The sequence below is a fragment of the Halobaculum sp. D14 genome (assembly GCF_051195135.1).
Taxonomy (GTDB): Archaea; Halobacteriota; Halobacteria; order Halobacteriales; family Haloferacaceae; genus JBNTKA01.
Window position 1 is genome coordinate 1 of the sequence record NZ_JBNTKA010000004.1, and the last position, 17,036, is coordinate 17,036.

The following is a 17,036-nucleotide window of genomic DNA, read 5'->3' on the forward strand; positions in this document are numbered from 1 at the left end:
CCCTGTGAACGCTCCTTCCGCTCGCGCCACGTCGGAGTCTCGTCGTCCGGCGCCACGATACCCGTTCCGCCGTCCGTCGCGGCTGTGGGCTCAGAGCGGTTTTCCGAGCTGCTCGCGGCGTCGTCGGCCCCGTCGGGTGCCGAGTCGGTGTCCCCGGGCATCCTACTCGACGATGAGGGCGCCTTTCATGCCGAGCGAGCGGTGCGGGCCGCAGGCGTACCGGTACGTCCCCGGTTCGTGGAAGGTGTGGCTGAGGTGAACGCCGGGTTCGGTGAACACCGCGTCGGTCCCGACGTCGTGTTCCGGGAACTGGACGCTGTGCGGGGTTGCCGGCTCGGTCCAGCGCCAGCGGACCGTGGTTCCGGTCGACACCTTCAGGACCGGTGGCGCGAACGCGAACCGGCCGCCGTTCCCGGGCGCCCCGACGCGGATGGTCGCCGCGTCGACGCCCGTCTCGTCGACGACGGTTCCGTCGAAGTTGCTCGCGTCGACGACCCAGTCGTCGACCGACGGATACCCGGTTTTCGGCGGCTCCCTCACCAGGACGGCGCCTTTCATGCCGTCGGAGCGGTGGGGTTCGGACACGTAGCGGTGCTCGCCCGGTTCGTCGAAGTAGTAGTGGTAGCCGGTTCCGGGCTGGGCGTTCGTCCGGCCGCTGTCGAACGTCCCGTCGAGCGCGACGACGTTGTGCTGGCCGCCGTGGCCCGTCCAGTCCCAGTGGACGACCGTCTCGGGCGGCACCTCGATGACCGGCGGTGCAAACGCCAGTCCGTCGTCGAGCGGTTCGCCGACCGCAATTCGCGGCCGGGACCCGGGGCCGTACCGTCTCGGCGTGCCGTCGTAGCCGTTCGCGTCCGCGAGCCAGTCTTCGAGGGGGGTGTCCGTCGCGGCGCCGGAGCGTTCCTGCTCCGTCTCGTCTTCGTCGCTGGACCGCGGCGTCGCGGTCGCGGAGACACAGCCCGCGGCCGCGGTGAGGGCGGCGGCACCGATTCCCTGGAGCGCTCGCCGTCTGGATGGGGACCAGTTCATCACAGGAGGGCGGTGACACGCCGCTTCAAACAAACGACTGGATGCTTTCCAGACCCTGGAAAGCGTCACAGCGTCATTTATATAGTCGGCCCCAGGAACAGACGCGCAGGCAGCGTCCCGCACGGCTGCTCCAGACCACCGATGTCCCCGACAGCCCTCCCCCGTCGAAGCGGTCCGGCGCCCTCCCGGACGAACCGCCGGTTCACCGCGGCGACCATCGCCGCCACGGACAACGGACTCCCGCCGACGACGCGCCGGTGACACACCGATGAGTGAGGACTCCGAAGCCGACACCGCGGTCCAGCCGGTGCTCGAAACGATGGCCGACCCCGACTGCCGGGCGATTCTCGAGACGCTCGACACCGCCAAGAGCGCGAAGGCGGTGGCCGAGGAGTGCGGGCTGGCCCAGACCACGGCGTACCGGAAACTCGAAGCGCTCGCCGACGCCGGCCTCGTCGAGACCGGAACGGAGCTCCGCGCGGACGGACATCACGTCACCACGTATCAGCGCGACGTTCAGGGCGTCATGGTGCTGCTCGCGGAGGACGGCGGCTTCGACTGCGAATTCGTGCGCGAACCGAAACAGCCAGACCAGCGGCTCGCGCAGTTCTGGTCACGCATGAGTGAGGAACTGTGAGCATGTCCGGAAACGTCCCGCTCATCGTCGTCGCCTTCAAGACCGTGACGCTCGTCATCGGCGGCTTCATCACCTACACGGCATCCACCGCCGCCCGCAAAACCGGCTGGAGCGGCCTGAGGTACCTCGCGGTCGGCTTCGGCGTCGTCACGTTCGGCTCGCTGCTCGCCGGCGTCGCAGACCAGGCGCTGCTCGTGAACACCACCGACGCGCTCATCATCGAAAACGCGCTGTCCGCCGTCGGCTTCTCGATCATCGGCTACTCGCTGTACAAAACCCAGCGCTCCGGCGGCGAAGGCGACGACTGAACCGGAAATCCCGCAGTCGCTTCGGGTTCAACCGCGGTGACTCGGGCCGTCAGCAGCCCGGTTGACCGTGGACGGGAGGACCGAGAGTGAACGGGTCTCGGTCAGTCTTCCGTGGGTGGGCCGTCGCCGTCGGTCAGCCGAACGAAGCGGCTGAGGAACTCCGCTGTGGGCACGCGGCCCGCGCCGGCGTCGACGAGCGTCGATTCGAGTCCGGACCGCGGCTGCCGTGAACGCTCCCGGTCGCAGGGCTTACAGAGGTACTCGAACCGCTTGCCGTCTCGCGTGAACCGGTCGCCGTGCTTGTCGTACTCCCGTGCGTCCCCGCGCGGCACAGTCTCCCCGCAGGCGATGCACGTCACGTCATCGGCGTCGTCACGGAACAGTGCCGACCCGCTCATCTCACCGGTCCACCTCCCCCATGATGGTGTCGAGGCTACCGAGCGACGCGATTAGGTCCGGGACGTACTCGCCTTCAGCCATCTCCGGGAGCGCCTGCAAGTTCGAAAAGGACGGGCCGCGAATCTTGAACCGCGCCGGCTCGTCCGTCCCGTCCGACCGGATGTAGATGCCGAGTTCGCCCTTGGCGGCCTCCACGGCAGTGTACACTTCGGCGTCGTCGTCCGGGCGGAGCGTCCGCGGGACGTTCGACTGGATTGTTCGGTCCGCCTCCGGCCAGTCTTCGAGCAGGTCGGCGCACTGCTCGACGATTCTGCCGGACTCTTCGATCTCGCGGAGCCGGACGAGCAGCCGGGCGAAGTTGTCACAGCCGTCTCTTACGGCGACGTCCCAGTCGAGTTCGTCGTAGTAGCCGTACGGGTCGTCGCGGCGCAGGTCGTAGTCGATGCCGGAGCCGCGAGCGACCGGCCCGGTGCAGCCGTACGATTTCGCGACCTCCGGCGCGATCTCGCCCGTGTCGACGGTCCGCTTCTGGAACAGTTCGTTCGCCGACAGCAGGTCGTGGAACTCGGCGACGCGTTCGGGGAGGCGGTCGACGAACTCGCGGACGTCGTCGAGCCACTGGTCGCGCGGCTCCGGGAGATCCCAGACGACGCCGCCGAGCCGGAAGTAGTTGAACATGAGCCGCTGGCCGGTCAGGTCCTCCAGCAGGTTCTGGACCTCTTCGCGCTCGCGGATGCCGTACATGAACGTCGCCGTGAAGTCGCCGATGACGTCGAGCGCGTAGGCTGCGACGGCGAGCATGTGCGAGAGAATCCGCGACAGTTCGGCGCTCAGCGTCCGGATGACCTGCGCGTACTCCGGTACCTCGATGTCCGCGAGCGTTTCGGCGGCGCGGGCGTACGCCCACTCGTTCAGCAGTCCGCCGCCGCCCCAGTCCCACCGGTCGGGGTACGGCATGATCTGGTGTCGGTACGTGCCCGACTGGCACATCTGCTCTTCACATCGGTGGATGTAGCCGATGTCGGGGGTGACGTCCGCGACGGTTTCGCCGTCGAGGACGGCTTCCAGGTGGAGGACGCCGTGCGTGGCAGGGTGGTGCGGACCGACGTTGATGAGCATCGCGTCGCCGTCGCGCGCGTCGTCAGCGATCGGGTTCGCGTTCTCCGCGAACGGAACGACCTGCGGCCTGTTCTGGTCGTAGTCCAGCGAGAGCGGATGGCCCTGCCACGTCTCCGGGAGGAGGAGCCGTTCGAGGTTCGGGTGGTCCTCGTACTCGATGCCGACGAGGTCGTACGCCTCCCGTTCGTGCCAGTCCGCCGTTCGGAAGACCGGTTCGGCGCTCTCGGAGACCGGGTCGGACTTCGCGGTCGGGACGACGACGCTCACCTCGGTCGTCGGGTCGTCGTACTGTTTCAGGTGGTAGATGGTCTCGTATCGGTCCTCGTACTCCTGCGCCGTGACGCACGAACAGTGGTCGAACCCCGCCTCGTCGCGCAGCGTCCGCAGCGTCTCCTGAACCGCGTCGGGGCGAACCGTCACCGCCGGGGCGTGCACGTGGTCGTCGCGGCCGACGGCGACCTGTTCGAGGAGGTCGTCGAGCGTCGCCTCGAGGGACTCGGTCTGCGGCGGCTGCGTCTCGCGGTGGTGCTGTGAGCTCATAGTCGGCGTCTCTCCTCAGGTTTCCTCGCCAGCAGCGAGGGCGTGGTGCCGCACAAACGCGGCGCCTTTAAGTCGGAACCGAAGCCAGGAATCCGCGTGCGGTCACTCTCAGTCCGGCTGCGGTTCGAGGACGCGGCCATCCACCCGATGCACGCGTTCGTCTCCGAGGACGACCGGTACGGGCCGACGCGGCTGCTGCAGTGGAACGTCACGTCGCGCGGAACCGGGCTGATGGTGTTTCAGGTGACTGGGCCCCGCGACCCGTACACGGCGACGCTGGACGCGACGCCGAACGTCGAGTCGTACGAAACGGTGTCGATGGCGGGCGGCTCCGGCCAGTTCGCGGTGCTGGTCGAAGACGCGGTGGCGGAGGCGGCCGGCGGGATATTCGACGTCTACGACGGCGAAGACGTCGTCACGGTGCCGCCCGTCGTCTTCCGAACCGACCGGTCGGCCGACCTGCAGCTGGTCGGGCGGACCGGAGCGCTGCAGGAGTTACTCGACCGACTTCCGAACGGCGTCGACGCGGAGGTCCGTCGAGTCACGGCGGGGAGCGGCGCCAGGCTCTCGGCCACGGAGCGACTGACGGCCCAACAGCGCCGCGTCGTCTCGGCCGCCCTGGAGGCCGGGTACTACGACGAGCCGCGGAGCGCGACGCTCGAAGACGTCGCCGAACGGCTGGGGCTCGCGACTGGAACCGTCGCGGAGCACGTCCGGAAGGCGGAGGCGAGGCTGGTGGCTGACGCGGTTCGAGAGCAGTGAATCGAACGTCGGCGGCCGCGGGCGGTCAGAGGCCGGTCGGGTAGAGTTCGGGGACGCGCTCGCGGTCCGGGTGGAGTTCGAGCGGGTGGAGCGCCTGCGACTCGTCGACGTGGATGAACGCGTCGTAGCGCCGGCGGAGGTCGGTCGGGACGTAGTTGCCGGACTCCCACTGCGGGTGGTAGACGACGCCGATGGCGCGGTGGCCGCGCGGCTCCGAGAGCGCGTCGTCGTCCGCGATTCGGTCGGTGTACAGCAGGCGGTCGTCGCCGCCGGCGCGGTGGAACACGTCCTCGTAGCTGCCGTCTTTCGCGGCCGGGACGTCCATCGTCTCCATCGGGGCGCCCCACTCGTCGCCGGCGACGACGCTGCCCTCGTACGAGCCGAACCCGACCAGTTTCACGTCGTCGTCGCCGAAGCGTTCGCGGGCGAGCTGGCCGATGTTGAGCCGGCCCTTCCCCTCCATGTCCGTCGCGCGGGCGTCGCCGACGTGCGTGTTGTGCGCCCAGACGACCGCCTGCGCGTCGCCGCAGTGGTGTTCGACGAGCCGGTCGAGCGTGTCGGCCATGTGCTCGTCGCGGACGTTCCACGAGTCCGTGTCGCCCGAGACGAGCGCCCGGTAGTACGCCTCGGCGTTCTTCGCGACGAGCGCGTTCTGCTCGGCGCTGAACGCGTCCTCGTCGTGGGTCGGCTCCGCGGCGGCGGCCTCCTCGCGCAGCTCCGTCAGGACGTCAACGACGTCCTCCTCGCACGACGCCGGGACCATGCGGAGCGACCGCGCGTACTCCTGCGCGTCGGTGCCGTACGGCTCGAAACACCGGTAGGCTTCCCGGGCGTGCTCGGCGGCCTCCGGGTTCGTCTCCTCCAGGTACTCCACGACGGCGTCCATCGACTCGAACAGGCTGTACACGTCGAGGCCGTAGAAGCCGACGTCGTCGGAGGCGAACTCGCGGTTGTGGAGTTCGAGCCACTCGAAGAACTCGACCATCTCCCAGTTCGCCCACATCCACGTCGGCCACCGGCCGAAGGCGTCCATCACCTCCCGGACCGTCTCGCCGGAGTCGGGCAGCCCCTTCACGAACCGGTTCGCCTCGTAGCAGCTCGTCCAGTCGCCCTCGACGGCGACGAAGTCGAAGCCGTGTTCGCGGATGAGCCGCGCGGTCAGGTGGGCGCGCCACCGGTAAAACTCGGAGGTGCCGTGCGACGCTTCGCCGATGAGCACGACGTCCTCGTCGGCGAGGCGGCGGGCGAGGCCGTCGAGGTCCGCCGGGCCGGACAGCGTCTCGCTCAGCGCGGCGACGTTTCTGGCGGCGCGGTCCACTTCGGCCGGTTCCTCCCACGTCGAGCGGCCGCTCAGAGACATCGGTGTCGCCGGCGTTTCGCCGCCGCGACGGATAGTGCTACTGGCTGTCACGGCGGTAGTCACGTCGGCTGGCATGGCGGCAGACAGGGCGGGTGGGGTCCGGGCGGCGAACAGACTTTTTCGTCCGTTCGCGGATAGTTCTCCCGAGGGATGTTCAAGAATCGGACCGACGCGGGCGAGCAGCTCGCGGACAGGCTGCAGAGTGAGGGCGTCACCGCCGACATCGTCCTCGGGATTCCGCGCGGGGCGCTCCCGGTCGCCCGGCCCGTCGCGGACGCGCTCGGCGTCCCGCTCGACATCGCCGTCGCGAAGAAGATGGGCGCGCCGAACAACCCCGAGTACGCCATCGGTGCGGCGGCGGTCGACGGCAGCGTCTGGCGGAACGAAGAGGCCATCGACCGGCTCGGCCTCGACGAGGAGGAGGTCGAAATCGAGCGCGACCGCGCCGCCGAGACCGCGCGCGAAAAGGCCGAGACGTACCGGACCGGCTCGGCGCCCGACCTGACCGGACAAACCGTGGTGCTCGTCGACGACGGCGTCGCGACCGGCGCCACCGTGACGGCGTGTCTCCGGATGCTTCGCGACTCCGGCGCGGCGCGCGTCGTCCTCGCGGTCCCGGTCGGCCCGCCGGACACGCTCGACCGACTCGAGCGCGAAGCCGACGAGGTCATCGCGCTGCAGCGGCCGACGAACTTCCGCGCCGTCGGCCAGTTCTACGACGAGTTCGGGCAGGTGAGCGACGAGGAGGCCATCGAGTACCTCCACGGCGAGCCGCCCGAACAGTCCGGCTGACCGGCGCCGGAGCCGGCGAGTGCCGCTGTTTCCGAGCCCCGACGTCGACGGGCCGCCGAATCGGCCACGGCGCTTTTCCACGCCCCCGGAGCAGACTCCCCCATGAGTCACAGCGACCCCGGAATCGTCGGCGAACTCGTCGAAATCCCCATCGAGGAAGTGACGCTCGACGGAACCCTGTCGGTCCCGGACGACCCGCAGGGGCTCGTCGTGTTCGCACACGGCAGCGGCAGCAGTCGGAAGAGCCCGCGGAACAACGCCGTCGCGGCCCAACTGAACGACGCCGGGCACGCGACGCTGCTGTTCGACCTGCTCACCGAGGAGGAGGACGTCGTCCGCGAGAACCGCTTCGACGTCTCGCTGCTCGTCCAGCGGCTCGTCTCCGCCACCGACTGGGTGCGCGGAGAGCCCGCAGTCGCGGACCTGCCAGTCGGCTACTTCGGCGCGAGCACCGGAGCGGCGGCCGCACTCCGCGCCGCCGTCGAGGCCGACGCGCCGGTGGACGCCGTCGTCTCACGCGGCGGCCGCGTCGACCTCGCCTCGCCCGTCGCCGACGACGTGACCGCGGCGTGCCTGTTCATCGTCGGCGGCGACGACCCCGACGTGCTGGAGTTGAACCGCGACGTGTACGACGAACTCGGCTGCGAGAAGCGGCTCGAAGTCATCGAGGGCGCCGGCCACCTGTTCGAGGGCCCCGGCGAACTCGACCAGGTCGCCGAGTACGCGGCCGAGTGGTTCACCGAGCACCTCGGCTGAACCGCGGCGCCTGCGCGGGCCGTCGCGGCGCCGCCGAACGAATCACTGGACGCGGCCGTCCGTCGGCTCTCCCGACGCCGACACGGCCGCCTCGTTTTAAGTCCGTTCCGGACGGAGCCGAACGCATGCCCGACGTGACGCTCGTCGACCGTGGCCGGGTCCGCGCCGACCGCGGATTCGTCGTCGACGGCGACGCCATGGCGACGGCGGCCGACCCGGAACCGGAACACGAACGCATCGACTTCGTCGTCTGGAACGCCGTCGTCGAAACCGCGGAGGCGACGTACCTGTGGGACACCGGCTGCCCCGTCGACGCCGCAGAGTCGTGGCCGGAGCCGCTGTACGCGACCTTCGAGGCGTACGACGCCGACGACCACGGCCTGGAGGCCGACCTCGCGGCGGCCGGCTACGACTTCGGCGACATCGACGCGGTCGTGATGAGCCACCTCCACATGGACCACGCCGGCGGCCTCTCCGCGTTCGAGGGGACCGGAACGCCGGTGTACGTCCACGAGGACGAACTGAAGTACGCCTTCTACTCGGCGAAGACCGCCGAGGGCTCCGTGGCGTACCTCGCCGACGACTTCGACGGCGACATCGACTGGCAGGTCGTCAAGCGCGACCGACACACGCTCGCCGACGGCTTCGAACTCGTCCACCTCCCCGGCCACACGCCGGGCGTCCTCGGCGCGAAAATCGAGACGGACGACGGGACGCTGCTCGTCGCCGGAGACGAGTGTTACGTCCACGCCAACTACGCGGAGTCCGTCTCGCTCGGCCCGGGGCTGGTGTGGAGCGAACCGGCGTGGCGCGACAGCCTCGAGACGCTCCGCGAACTGGAGCGCCGACACGACGCCGACGTGCTGTACGGCCACGACCTCGAACGGTTCGAGACGCTGGCGGAGACGTACTGACGAACGCACCGAACCACGTCCAGCCCTCCTCACGCGTCGCTGCGGCTTCCTGTTCGGTCGCCGGCGTCACAGTTTCGCGAGCGTCGCCGAGGCGTCGACGCCGATTCGGTAGTCGACGGCGTCGGGGTCGTAGACGACGCGGTTGGCGTCCGGGTCGTACGAGTCGCTCCACGCCATTCCCTCGGCGAACAGCGGCCAGCCGGCGCCGTCGACGCCCGCTTCCCGGAGCGCGGCGGCGACCGGGTCGCGGTCGGACCGGCCGACGACCGGCGGAATCAGGCCGCTCTGGCCGCACACCGAACACTGACAGTCGAAGTACGCCGCCATCGACGTCGAGCAGTTCGGACACGGCCCGTCGCTTCCGTCGTGGTCGGCGCAGCCGACGAGGTCGCGGTCCATCTCGCCGCCGCAGCGCGGGCAGGCGCCGTCGACGTAGGTCCGGGCGCGGTGACAGAACCGGGCGTGAATGCGTTCGAGCAGCCGGTTCTGGTCGGTGTCGGCGATGCCGCCGGGCTGTACCGGGACGGCGCTGAGCGTCCCGTCTGGCGTGTAGTCGAGGTCGAACGCCCCGGGGCAGTCCGCACACCGCGTCATGAGCCGCTCGCCGTTGTACTCGACGACGACGTCGCCGCCGCAGCGGAAGCAGGCGGCGTCGACCTCGGTTGGCCCAAACGACGACTCCTCGACGCCGTAGCTCGCGAGCGCCGCGCGGACGAAGTTCTTGCCGGCGTACTGAATCGCGTAGCCGCCCGGGCGCTTCTCCACGAAGTGGTCCGTCAGCCGGCTCAGGTGGTAGTTGAACTTCCCGCTGTCGTCCTCGCCGACGGCGCTCTGGAGTTCGGAGTACGGCACCGCGTCGTCGCTGCGGCTCCAGCCGGACGCGCGGCCGTGCAGCGTGAACAGGATTTCGAGCCGCGTCTCGTTGCCCAGCGCGGAAAACACCGTCTCGGGGGGCGGCTGGCCCCCGCCGTCGTCTGTCATGCGACGAGGTGCGTCCCCATCACTGATAATACTGTTCAGTTGATTACTTCGCGCGACGTCGACGGCGTGCGCCGGTAGGCGACCGCGACGTGGTCGCGCTACCGACGCGGACGCGTCGGCGACGAAAACGCGTCGGCGACACGGACGTACTGCGTGCCCGTCTCGGGAAGCGTCCGGTCCGACGGCGAGTCCGTAAACCTCTTTGTGAATGTTGGTTTACGGGCTGTCGAGATGAGCACGTCAACGGAGGACGTCGACCTCGTCGGCGACGAAGTCGTCGGCAACCTCGCCCGCGCGGCGCTGTTCGCGGCGCTGACGGGCGTGTTCGCGTACGTATCGTTCCAGCTCCCGGTGACCTCGGTGCCGTTCACGCTGCAGGTGCTCGGCGTGTTCCTCGCGGGCGCCTACCTCGGCCCGAGATGGGGGTACGTGTCGCTGGCGCTGTACGTCGTCGCCGGCGCGGTCGGCGCCCCGGTGTTCGCGTACGGCACCGCCGGCTTCGACTCGCTGTTCGGTCAGTGGGGCGGCTACCTCTGGTCGTACCCGTTCGCCGCCGCCATCGTCGGCGCCGCGGTCCACGGCGTCGGCGACCTGAAGAATCCGGCCGACGCGTCGCTCGCGCGCCTCGTCGGCGGGATGACGGTCGCGACCGTCGTCATCTACGCGTTCGGCACGGTCGGCTACGCTGTCGTCGGCAACGTCGGGCTCGTCCCGGCGCTGCTCGCCGCCGCCGTCCCGTTCATCCCGGCGGAGGCGCTGAAGGTGGCGGCCACCGTCGCCGTCGTCAGGAGCGACGCCGTCGCGGCGCGGTAACCGAACGGGGCACCGACGCAGATGCTCTCCGTTCGCGGCCTCACGCACCGCTACGGCGACGCGGTCGCCGTGGACGACGTCTCGCTCGACATCCCGGACGGCGAGTTCGTCGTGCTCGCCGGCGCGAACGGCTCCGGGAAGACGACGCTCGTCCGCCACTTCAACGGCCTCCTCACCCCGGACGGCGGCGAGGTGCGCGTCGACGGGACGCCGGTGACGGACGACCTGGTCGCGGCGCGGACCGCCGTCGGCATGGTGTTTCAGGAGCCGCGCGACTGCTTCGTCGCGGCGACCGTCGCCGCGGACGTCGCGTTCGGCCCCGAGAACCTCGGGCTGCCCCGGGAGGAGGTGGACGCTCGCGTCGGCGACGCGCTGGACGCAGTGAACATGGCGGGCCGCGGCGACGAGCGCATCGACCGGCTCTCCGGCGGCGAACGGGAGCGCGCCGCAATCGCCGGGGCGCTCGCGATGCGGCCGACCCACCTCGTGCTCGACGAGCCGTTCACCGGGCTCGACGAGCCGGCGCGCCGTTCCGTCCTCGACCGGCTCGCCGCGCTGAACCGCGACGGCACCGGCGTCGTCGTCGTCACCCACGACCTGCGCGACGTCGCGTCGCTCGCGGACCGCGTCGTCGTCATGGACGGCGGGAGCGTCGCCGTCGACGCGCCGCCGGCGGACGCGCTGAACCGACTGGACGGCCTCGGCGTCAGGCGGCCGGCAGCGACGACGCCGGCGGAGCCGGACGGGGACACGTCGCCGCGGGAGCGGGACCGATGCTGAGTTACGACCCCGGCGACTCGGTCGGTCACCGGCTCGACCCGCGGACGAAACTGGTCGCACAGAGCTGCGTCGTCGTCGCGGCGTTCGCGCACACGACGCCGCGCGGACTCGCCGCGCTCACCGTCGTCGTCGCGGCGGCGCTCGCAGCGTGCCGGCTCTCGCCGCCGGACGCGCTCGCGGAGTTCCGCGCCGTGCTGCCGTTTCTGCTCGTCGGCCCGGCGCTGGAGTCGCTGCGGCTGTCGGCGCCGTGGGTCGTCCCCGCTGACGCCGTGCCGCCGCTGCTCGCGAGCTACCGGACCGTGTTGCTGCTGGCGCTCGCGGCGGCGTACGTCCGCACGACCCCGGTCCGCGACTCGGAGGCGGCCGTCGCGTGGCTCGTCCCGGGGCGGCCCGGCCGGTTCCTCGCGGTCGGCGTGAGCCTCGTGTTCAGGTTCCTGCCGGTGTTGCAGGCGGACGTCAGGCGGGTACGGTCGGCGATGCAGGCGCGGCTCGGGACGGAGCGACCGGTCCGCGACCGGGTCCGCATCGTCGGCGTCGCGGGGCTCCGCCGGGCGCTCGGCCGCGCGGACTCGCTCGCGCTCGCGCTGCGGGCGCGCTGCCTGTCGTGGAACCCGACGCCGCCGCCGCTCCGGCTGCGCCGCGCGGACTACGTCGCGCTGGCCGCGTCGGCGACGCTGCTGCTGTGGGGACTGCTGCCGACCGCCGAGTCGCTCGCGTCGTCGCTGCCGGCGCCGCTGTGACCGGCGCGGCGACGCTCGGCTCGGCTGATGCCGACGCGCTTTTTATGCCCGACGCGGGAGAGTCGAACATGGCCGAACGCGAAGCGGAAGACTGGCTGCTCCGGTACCTGGTCGTGATGGTCGTCGCCGCCACGGCGCTGCTCGCACTGATATACGGTGTCGCGCTCGACCCGTCGATGTCCGTCACGGCCGTCGCCGTGCTGGCGCTGGCCGCGACCGTCGTCGTCGTCAGCCGCGACCTCAGCCGCTGGCGGTCGCTCTGAACGGCGAGCGCCGCATCGAGTAGCAGACCGGCCGACCGGCCGACTGACCACCCGTTTCCAGCCGCCCGGCTCCGGGCGGAGTTACGCGGCGTCGGTGAGCCGCGCGACCTGCTCGTCGGTCAGCGACAGCGACGCGGCGGCGACGTTCTCCGCGAGGTGCTCCGGCGACGACGTCCCCGGAATCGGCACCGTCACGTCCGAGTGGTGGAGGAGCCACGCGAGCGCGACCTGCCGCGGTGTGGCGTCGGTCTCGGCGGCGACGTCGTCGAGGGCGGCGGCGGCGTCGCCGAGGTCTCCGCCGGCCATCGGGAACCACGGGATGAAGCCGATACCGGCGTCCTCGCAGGCTTGCAGCACCGCTTCGTCCTCGCGGTTCGCGACGTTGTACTGGTTCTGGACCGTCGCGACGTCGACCTGTTCGCGGGCCTCGTCCAGCTGGTCGACGGTGACGTTCGACAGGCCGACGTGGTCGACGTGGCCCTCGTCTTTGAGCTCCGCGAACGCCGCGACGCTGTCGGCGAACGGCGTCTCCGGGTCGGGCCGGTGGAACTGGTAGAGGTCGATGGTGTCGACGCCGAGCCGGTCCTTCGAGACGAGCACCTGGTTCCGGACGTAGTCGGGGTCGCCGTGCGGCAGCCACTCGCCGCCGCTCTCGCGGAGCAGCCCGGCTTTGGTCGCGACGACCGCGTCGTCGACGACGCCGGACTCGCGGAGGAGGCGTTCGCTGACGCCGGGGCCGTACGAGTCGGCCGTGTCGACGAAGTTCACGCCGTAGTCGACGGCCTGCCGCGCGACCTCCCGCGCCGTCTCCTCGTCGTCGGGCGCGCCGATGACGTCGTCGCCGCAGAGCCGCATCGCGCCGAACCCGAGCCTGTTCACCGTCGTTTCGCCGCCCAGGTCGAACGTGCCCGTGTCAGCCGCGTCCGGGACGTCGAGAAAGTCGCTCATGCGTTCGTCCCTCCGCCTCCCGCCGCTTCGGCGTTTCGGCCGCGGTCGACGACGCGGCCCGTCTCGAAGCCGGCGGGGCGCGCCGCCGCCCCGCTCACAGTTCCCGCTGGACGTACCGGTCGATGTCCGCGACCAGCGACTCGTCGAACGTCCAGAAGCCGCGCCACCGCCGCGGCTCGACTTCGAGCGCCACCAGCGCCGCGTCGCCGCCGGCGGCGTTGCCAGCGGCGTTGCCGAGGTCGTCGCCGACGTCGTTGCCGGCGGCGTTGCCGTTCCGGGTTTCGTCCCTGTTCCGGGCCTCGCCTCGGTCCGGGGCCGTGCGGTGAACGACGAACCACGAGTCGCGGAAGTCCTCGTCGTAGCCGCCGTGCATCGTCACGCCGAGTTCGGGCGGCGGCGTCCAGTCCGGCACCCCGTACAGGTGGACGTCCACCGGCGAGTCGGCGATCTGGTCGTAGACGGTTCGGGTGCCGCGTTCGTCGTTGATTCGGGAGAGCCGCTGGAACGACGACCGGAGTTTCCCGGCGCCGGACTCCCATGCCAGCCGCTCGATGTACCGCGAAATCAGGACCAACAGCAGCTTCTCCTTGTTCGACTCCGGGTAGCCGCGGAGCGTGAACGGGATGTCGTCGAGCCCCGCGAGCACGTCCGGGAGTTCGAACCGGTCGAGCGACTTCATCCCGGTGATGTACAGGTCCGAGTTCACCAGCAGCAGCGAGTTCTGGAGCTCGGTCAGCGTCGAACTCGCGAGCACCTCGCCGTCCTCGACGAGCACCACCACGTCGTCGTCGGCGTCCGGGACGGCGGACTCGGAGACGGAGACCGGCGTCCCCTCGAAGGCGTTCGCGAGCATCGTCTGAATCGGGTCGGGCGCCGCCCGGTTCAGGACGACGAGCGACCGCGCCGGGCCGTCGGGCTCGTCGACGAACTGTTCGAGCGTCATGCGGCCCCTCCGTCGGCACGACGAAGTTCGATGCAGAACACCGCGCCCGTCGGCTCGTTGTCGACGACCCAGATGGAGCCGCCGTACGTCTCGACGAGGTTGTCGGCGAGGTACAGCCCGAGTCCGCTGCCGGCGCTTTCGAGGCCCTTCTCGCCGCGGCCGAACACGTCCCGTTTCCGGTCGTCGGGGATTCCGGGGCCGTTGTCCGCGATTCTGACCACCACGGTCTCGGGCCGCTCCTCGACGGACACGTCGATGTGGACGTCGTCGGAGTCGTTGTGGAACACGGCGTTGTCGAGGACGTTCCCGAGCACCGACGACAGCAGCGCGGTCGCTTCGACGTCGACGTCCGGGACGTCGCCGACGTCGACGGTGAGCGGGCCGGCGCGGTAGTCGAAGTTCGACCGGACGTGCGTCACCTCGCTGTCGATGGTGTCCCGGAGCGACACCTCGGTGAGTTCCGGGTCGTCCGCGCCGAGAATCTCCGCGAGGTCGCCGACGGCTCCGGTCAGGTTCTTCGTGTGGGTCGCGGCGTTCAACACCCGTTCGAGCGCGTCTTCGGCCTCGCCGTCGTCGACGTGCGACCCGAGAATCTCGCCCCAGCCGAGCGCCACCGACATGTCGTTGCGGATGTCGTGCCGGACGATCTGATTCAGGACGGCGAGCCGGTTGCGTTCCCGCTCAAGTTCCCGCTCGGCGGCGACCCGGTCGGTGACGTCCTTCTGGAAGCCGACGAAGTGCGTCGTGTTCCCGTCGCCGTCGTTCAGCGGCGAGATGGTGACTTCGTTCCAGAACGGTTCGCCGCTCCGCGTGTAGTTGCGGACGACCACCGTCACCGAGCGGCGCTCGTCGACGGCCGCCCGCATCTCCGCGACGGGGGCCTCGTCGGTGCCCTCCCCCTGTAGAAACCGGCAGTTCCGCCCGAGGACCTCGTCGAGCGGGTAGCCGGTGATGCGCTCGAAGGCGGCGTTGGCGTAGATGACGGGGTTGTCCGGGAGCCGCGGGTTCGAAATCGTGATTCCGACCGGGGCCTCGTCCATGGCCCGCTGTTTCAATCGGAGGTCGACCGCGACGCGGGACTCGCTCTGCCCCGCCGACTCCAGGACGGTGACGTACCGCGCTCCGTCGTGGGTGAACGGCACGACCGCGAACGGGACCGCGTCGACCTCGACGCGGACGTCCCGGTCGTCGTCGCTTCCGAGGAGGTCGTCGATTCTGTCGGCGAGCGACCGCACGTCGGGGTCGGCGGCGTCGCCGATGCTGTCGAGGTAGGGTGCGCCGCCCGGTTCCGGAACCGGGATTCCCGAGTCGATAGCCGCGTTCTCCCACGCCTCGTTCGAGTCGTACAGCGACCCGTCGGCGCTGAACGTCGCGAAGCCGCACGGGAGCGCGTCGACGACGGCCCGCGGGAGGAACGGCTCCCGGTTCCGTGACCCGGTCACTGACCCCTCCGCCGGCCGCGCCGAGTTCCGCTCTGAGCTGCAACCATCACTATACGGGGTCGGTACGAGTCGAACCATCCTGTTCGTTTCGATGAAACCTACCGCCGCCTCCGGCGAAAACTGTGGCGTCAAGCCGAACGGTCCGGCCACCGACCCGGTCCGGCCACCGAGCGGGTTCTGAATCGCCGCTACAACTGCGGTCCGAGGTACCCCCACGCCTGGAGGCGGTCGCCGTCGCCGTCGACCCAGCGCTCCCCGATGTCGTCCCGGTAGTACATGTTCGGCATGACGATGTCGTCGATTCGGCCGTACGCCTCCTCGCGCGCCGCCTGCATCGTGTCGCCCTTGCCGGTGACGACGATGGGCATCCCGTTGTCGCCGGCCACGCGCCACTGGCCGTCCACCTTCTTCGCGTCCTCGAGGTGGATTCCCTCTCGGCTGTCCGTCTCGAACACGACGGCCGCGTTCCGCGAGTTCTCGTCGTACGTCTTCTCGTCGTCGAACGGGAACGGCGGCAGGACGATCCGTACGCCGATCTGGTAGCCGTTGTGCACCTCCAGGTCAGGGTCGTTACCGTGGGCGAGGTCGTAAAAGAACTCGCCAGTGGATGACTCGATGGACTCTTCCTGCAGCGCAATCGTCGGGTACCCGAACCGCGGCGTGAACTCCAGCGGGTAGATGCCGTTTTCGTTCACGATGCAGTTGATGTCGATGCTCCCGACGTAGCCCTCGTTCGCGAGCCAGTCTTCCAGTTTGCCGAAGGTCTCCTTGAATAACTTGTTCTGGCCGGCCCAGAACATCGACGTCCCCATCTCGCCGGTCTGGGGCCCGATGTTCCCTGGGAATAATTTCTTATGCTCAAAATTAAAATTGACCTGGTCAATGAACTCGTTGCCGTTGAAGAACCCGCAGATAGCGACTTCAACGCCCTCAACTTTCCGCTGCAGTTGGAATCCCTTCATTCGGTGCCCCCATGCCTTCTTGTAGGCTTTCAGCACCTCAACAACGTCACTACCGTCATCCTCATTCCCGACGTAAAGGAGCCGCTTGACGTTCTGAACCTCTCCAAGCGGCTTGATGACGTACGGTGCCGGGTTCTCCTGGACGTGCTGGATGCCGGCGTCGAAGTCGTGGAAGATGTGGTGTTCGACGGTGTTGACGCCGTGCTCTTCGAGAACCTCCATCGCGTATCCGCGGTCCTCTTCGAGGTGATCGGTGTTCGGCGTCCCCCCGACGACGGCCGTCCCCTCCTCGCGGAGTTCCTGGGCGAGCGCTCCGGTACCGATGTCGGAGCCGACCCAGATGTCGTCGAAGATGACGACGTCGGCCCACTCGACCTCCGCGCGCCAGTCGTCGACCTTGGGCACGAAGCCGTCGCCGATCTCCTCGTCGCTCTCGGCTTCGATGTAGTATTTCACGTCGTGGCCTTCCTTGTGGACTTGCCACGCGAGGTCGGTGATCAGTGCGGCGTCGGCTGAGACGAACAGGAAGTGCCTGGATTCCATCGGGT

The 17,036-nt window shown here is 69.8% G+C and carries 19 protein-coding genes and 1 pseudogene; 10 read left to right on the forward strand and 10 right to left on the reverse strand.

Annotated features, from left to right (window positions below; genetic code table 11):
* Positions 1-161: pseudogene (locus ACQUST_RS13080) on the reverse strand (cytochrome bc complex cytochrome b subunit); the annotation flags it as partial.
* 1 nt (position 162) lies between these two features.
* Positions 163-1,029 carry a halocyanin domain-containing protein gene (locus ACQUST_RS13085; RefSeq protein ID WP_435129368.1) on the reverse strand — a complete coding sequence of 289 codons (867 nt, stop codon included), beginning with the start codon at positions 1,027-1,029 and terminating at the stop codon, positions 163-165.
* A gap of 268 nt (positions 1,030-1,297) precedes the next feature.
* Here ACQUST_RS13085 and ACQUST_RS13090 point away from each other — a divergent pair, with 268 nt between their 5' ends.
* Positions 1,298-1,666, forward strand: coding sequence for a helix-turn-helix domain-containing protein (locus tag ACQUST_RS13090; RefSeq protein ID WP_435129371.1), 369 nt, complete (start codon positions 1,298-1,300; stop codon positions 1,664-1,666).
* 2 nt (positions 1,667-1,668) lie between these two features.
* A complete protein-coding gene (locus tag ACQUST_RS13095; RefSeq protein WP_435129374.1) occupies positions 1,669-1,974 on the forward strand; it encodes a DUF7521 family protein in 306 nt (101 codons plus the stop codon).
* Between the two features lie 101 nt (positions 1,975-2,075).
* On the opposite strand, the gene ACQUST_RS13100 is transcribed toward ACQUST_RS13095, so the two are convergent.
* The gene (locus ACQUST_RS13100) at positions 2,076-2,372 is read right to left on the reverse strand and encodes a DUF7562 family protein (protein ID WP_435129377.1); all 297 of its coding nucleotides are present in this window, start codon (positions 2,370-2,372) and stop codon (positions 2,076-2,078) included.
* A 1-nt stretch (position 2,373) separates the two neighbouring features.
* Positions 2,374-4,032, reverse strand: coding sequence for an NADH-quinone oxidoreductase subunit D (locus ACQUST_RS13105; protein ID WP_435129380.1), 1,659 nt, complete (start codon positions 4,030-4,032; stop codon positions 2,374-2,376).
* A 96-nt stretch (positions 4,033-4,128) separates the two neighbouring features.
* Between ACQUST_RS13105 and ACQUST_RS13110 the strand changes: the two genes are divergently transcribed.
* Positions 4,129-4,794, forward strand: a complete 666-nt coding sequence (locus ACQUST_RS13110; RefSeq protein ID WP_435129383.1) for a helix-turn-helix domain-containing protein — start codon at positions 4,129-4,131, stop codon at positions 4,792-4,794.
* Positions 4,795-4,819: 25 nt separating this feature from the next.
* Here the strand turns inward: ACQUST_RS13110 and ACQUST_RS13115 are convergent, their stop codons facing one another.
* Positions 4,820-6,154, reverse strand: a complete 1,335-nt coding sequence (locus ACQUST_RS13115; RefSeq protein ID WP_435129385.1) for an erythromycin esterase family protein — start codon at positions 6,152-6,154, stop codon at positions 4,820-4,822.
* 150 nt (positions 6,155-6,304) lie between these two features.
* On the opposite strand from ACQUST_RS13115, the gene ACQUST_RS13120 reads away from it, so the two are divergent.
* From ACQUST_RS13120 to ACQUST_RS13130, 3 genes are all read left to right on the forward strand, one after another.
* Positions 6,305-6,946: a phosphoribosyltransferase gene (locus tag ACQUST_RS13120; RefSeq protein ID WP_435129387.1), complete on the forward strand. Its 642-nt coding sequence runs from the start codon at positions 6,305-6,307 to the stop codon at positions 6,944-6,946.
* Positions 6,947-7,048: 102 nt separating this feature from the next.
* Positions 7,049-7,702, forward strand: a complete 654-nt coding sequence (locus tag ACQUST_RS13125) for a dienelactone hydrolase family protein (protein ID WP_435129390.1) — start codon at positions 7,049-7,051, stop codon at positions 7,700-7,702.
* Between the two features lie 125 nt (positions 7,703-7,827).
* The gene (locus ACQUST_RS13130; RefSeq protein WP_435129393.1) at positions 7,828-8,616 is read left to right on the forward strand and encodes an N-acyl homoserine lactonase family protein; all 789 of its coding nucleotides are present in this window, start codon (positions 7,828-7,830) and stop codon (positions 8,614-8,616) included.
* A gap of 66 nt (positions 8,617-8,682) precedes the next feature.
* Here ACQUST_RS13130 and ACQUST_RS13135 read toward each other — a convergent pair whose 3' ends face one another.
* The gene (locus tag ACQUST_RS13135) at positions 8,683-9,597 is read right to left on the reverse strand and encodes a winged helix-turn-helix domain-containing protein (RefSeq protein ID WP_435129396.1); all 915 of its coding nucleotides are present in this window, start codon (positions 9,595-9,597) and stop codon (positions 8,683-8,685) included.
* Positions 9,598-9,828: 231 nt separating this feature from the next.
* Between ACQUST_RS13135 and ACQUST_RS13140 the strand changes: the two genes are divergently transcribed.
* The 4 genes from ACQUST_RS13140 (at position 9,829) to ACQUST_RS13155 (ending at position 12,193) form a co-directional block, all read left to right on the forward strand.
* Entirely contained in the window at positions 9,829-10,410 is a 582-nt protein-coding gene (locus tag ACQUST_RS13140) for a biotin transporter BioY (protein ID WP_435129399.1), read from the forward strand.
* A 21-nt stretch (positions 10,411-10,431) separates the two neighbouring features.
* Positions 10,432-11,190 (forward strand): energy-coupling factor ABC transporter ATP-binding protein, encoded by a 759-nt coding sequence (locus ACQUST_RS13145; RefSeq protein ID WP_435129402.1) that lies wholly within the window; start codon positions 10,432-10,434, stop codon positions 11,188-11,190.
* Positions 11,184-11,930: an energy-coupling factor transporter transmembrane component T family protein gene (locus ACQUST_RS13150; protein WP_435129405.1), complete on the forward strand. Its 747-nt coding sequence runs from the start codon at positions 11,184-11,186 to the stop codon at positions 11,928-11,930. The genes ACQUST_RS13145 and ACQUST_RS13150 overlap by 7 nt, the downstream gene beginning before the upstream one ends.
* A 68-nt stretch (positions 11,931-11,998) precedes the next feature.
* A complete protein-coding gene (locus ACQUST_RS13155; protein WP_435129408.1) occupies positions 11,999-12,193 on the forward strand; it encodes a hypothetical protein in 195 nt (64 codons plus the stop codon).
* Between the two features lie 81 nt (positions 12,194-12,274).
* Here the strand turns inward: ACQUST_RS13155 and ACQUST_RS13160 are convergent, their stop codons facing one another.
* The 4 genes from ACQUST_RS13160 to ACQUST_RS13175 form a co-directional block, all read right to left on the reverse strand.
* The gene (locus ACQUST_RS13160) at positions 12,275-13,141 is read right to left on the reverse strand and encodes an aldo/keto reductase (RefSeq protein WP_435129411.1); all 867 of its coding nucleotides are present in this window, start codon (positions 13,139-13,141) and stop codon (positions 12,275-12,277) included.
* A gap of 94 nt (positions 13,142-13,235) precedes the next feature.
* Positions 13,236-14,084, reverse strand: coding sequence for a DICT sensory domain-containing protein (locus ACQUST_RS13165; RefSeq protein ID WP_435129414.1), 849 nt, complete (start codon positions 14,082-14,084; stop codon positions 13,236-13,238).
* A complete protein-coding gene (locus ACQUST_RS13170; RefSeq protein ID WP_435129417.1) occupies positions 14,081-15,526 on the reverse strand; it encodes a PAS domain-containing protein in 1,446 nt (481 codons plus the stop codon). Before ACQUST_RS13170 ends, ACQUST_RS13165 begins: the two co-directional genes overlap by 4 nt.
* A 188-nt stretch (positions 15,527-15,714) precedes the next feature.
* Positions 15,715-17,031, reverse strand: coding sequence for a phosphoribosylamine--glycine ligase (locus tag ACQUST_RS13175; RefSeq protein ID WP_435129420.1), 1,317 nt, complete (start codon positions 17,029-17,031; stop codon positions 15,715-15,717).
* Positions 17,032-17,036: the final 5 nt, after the last annotated feature.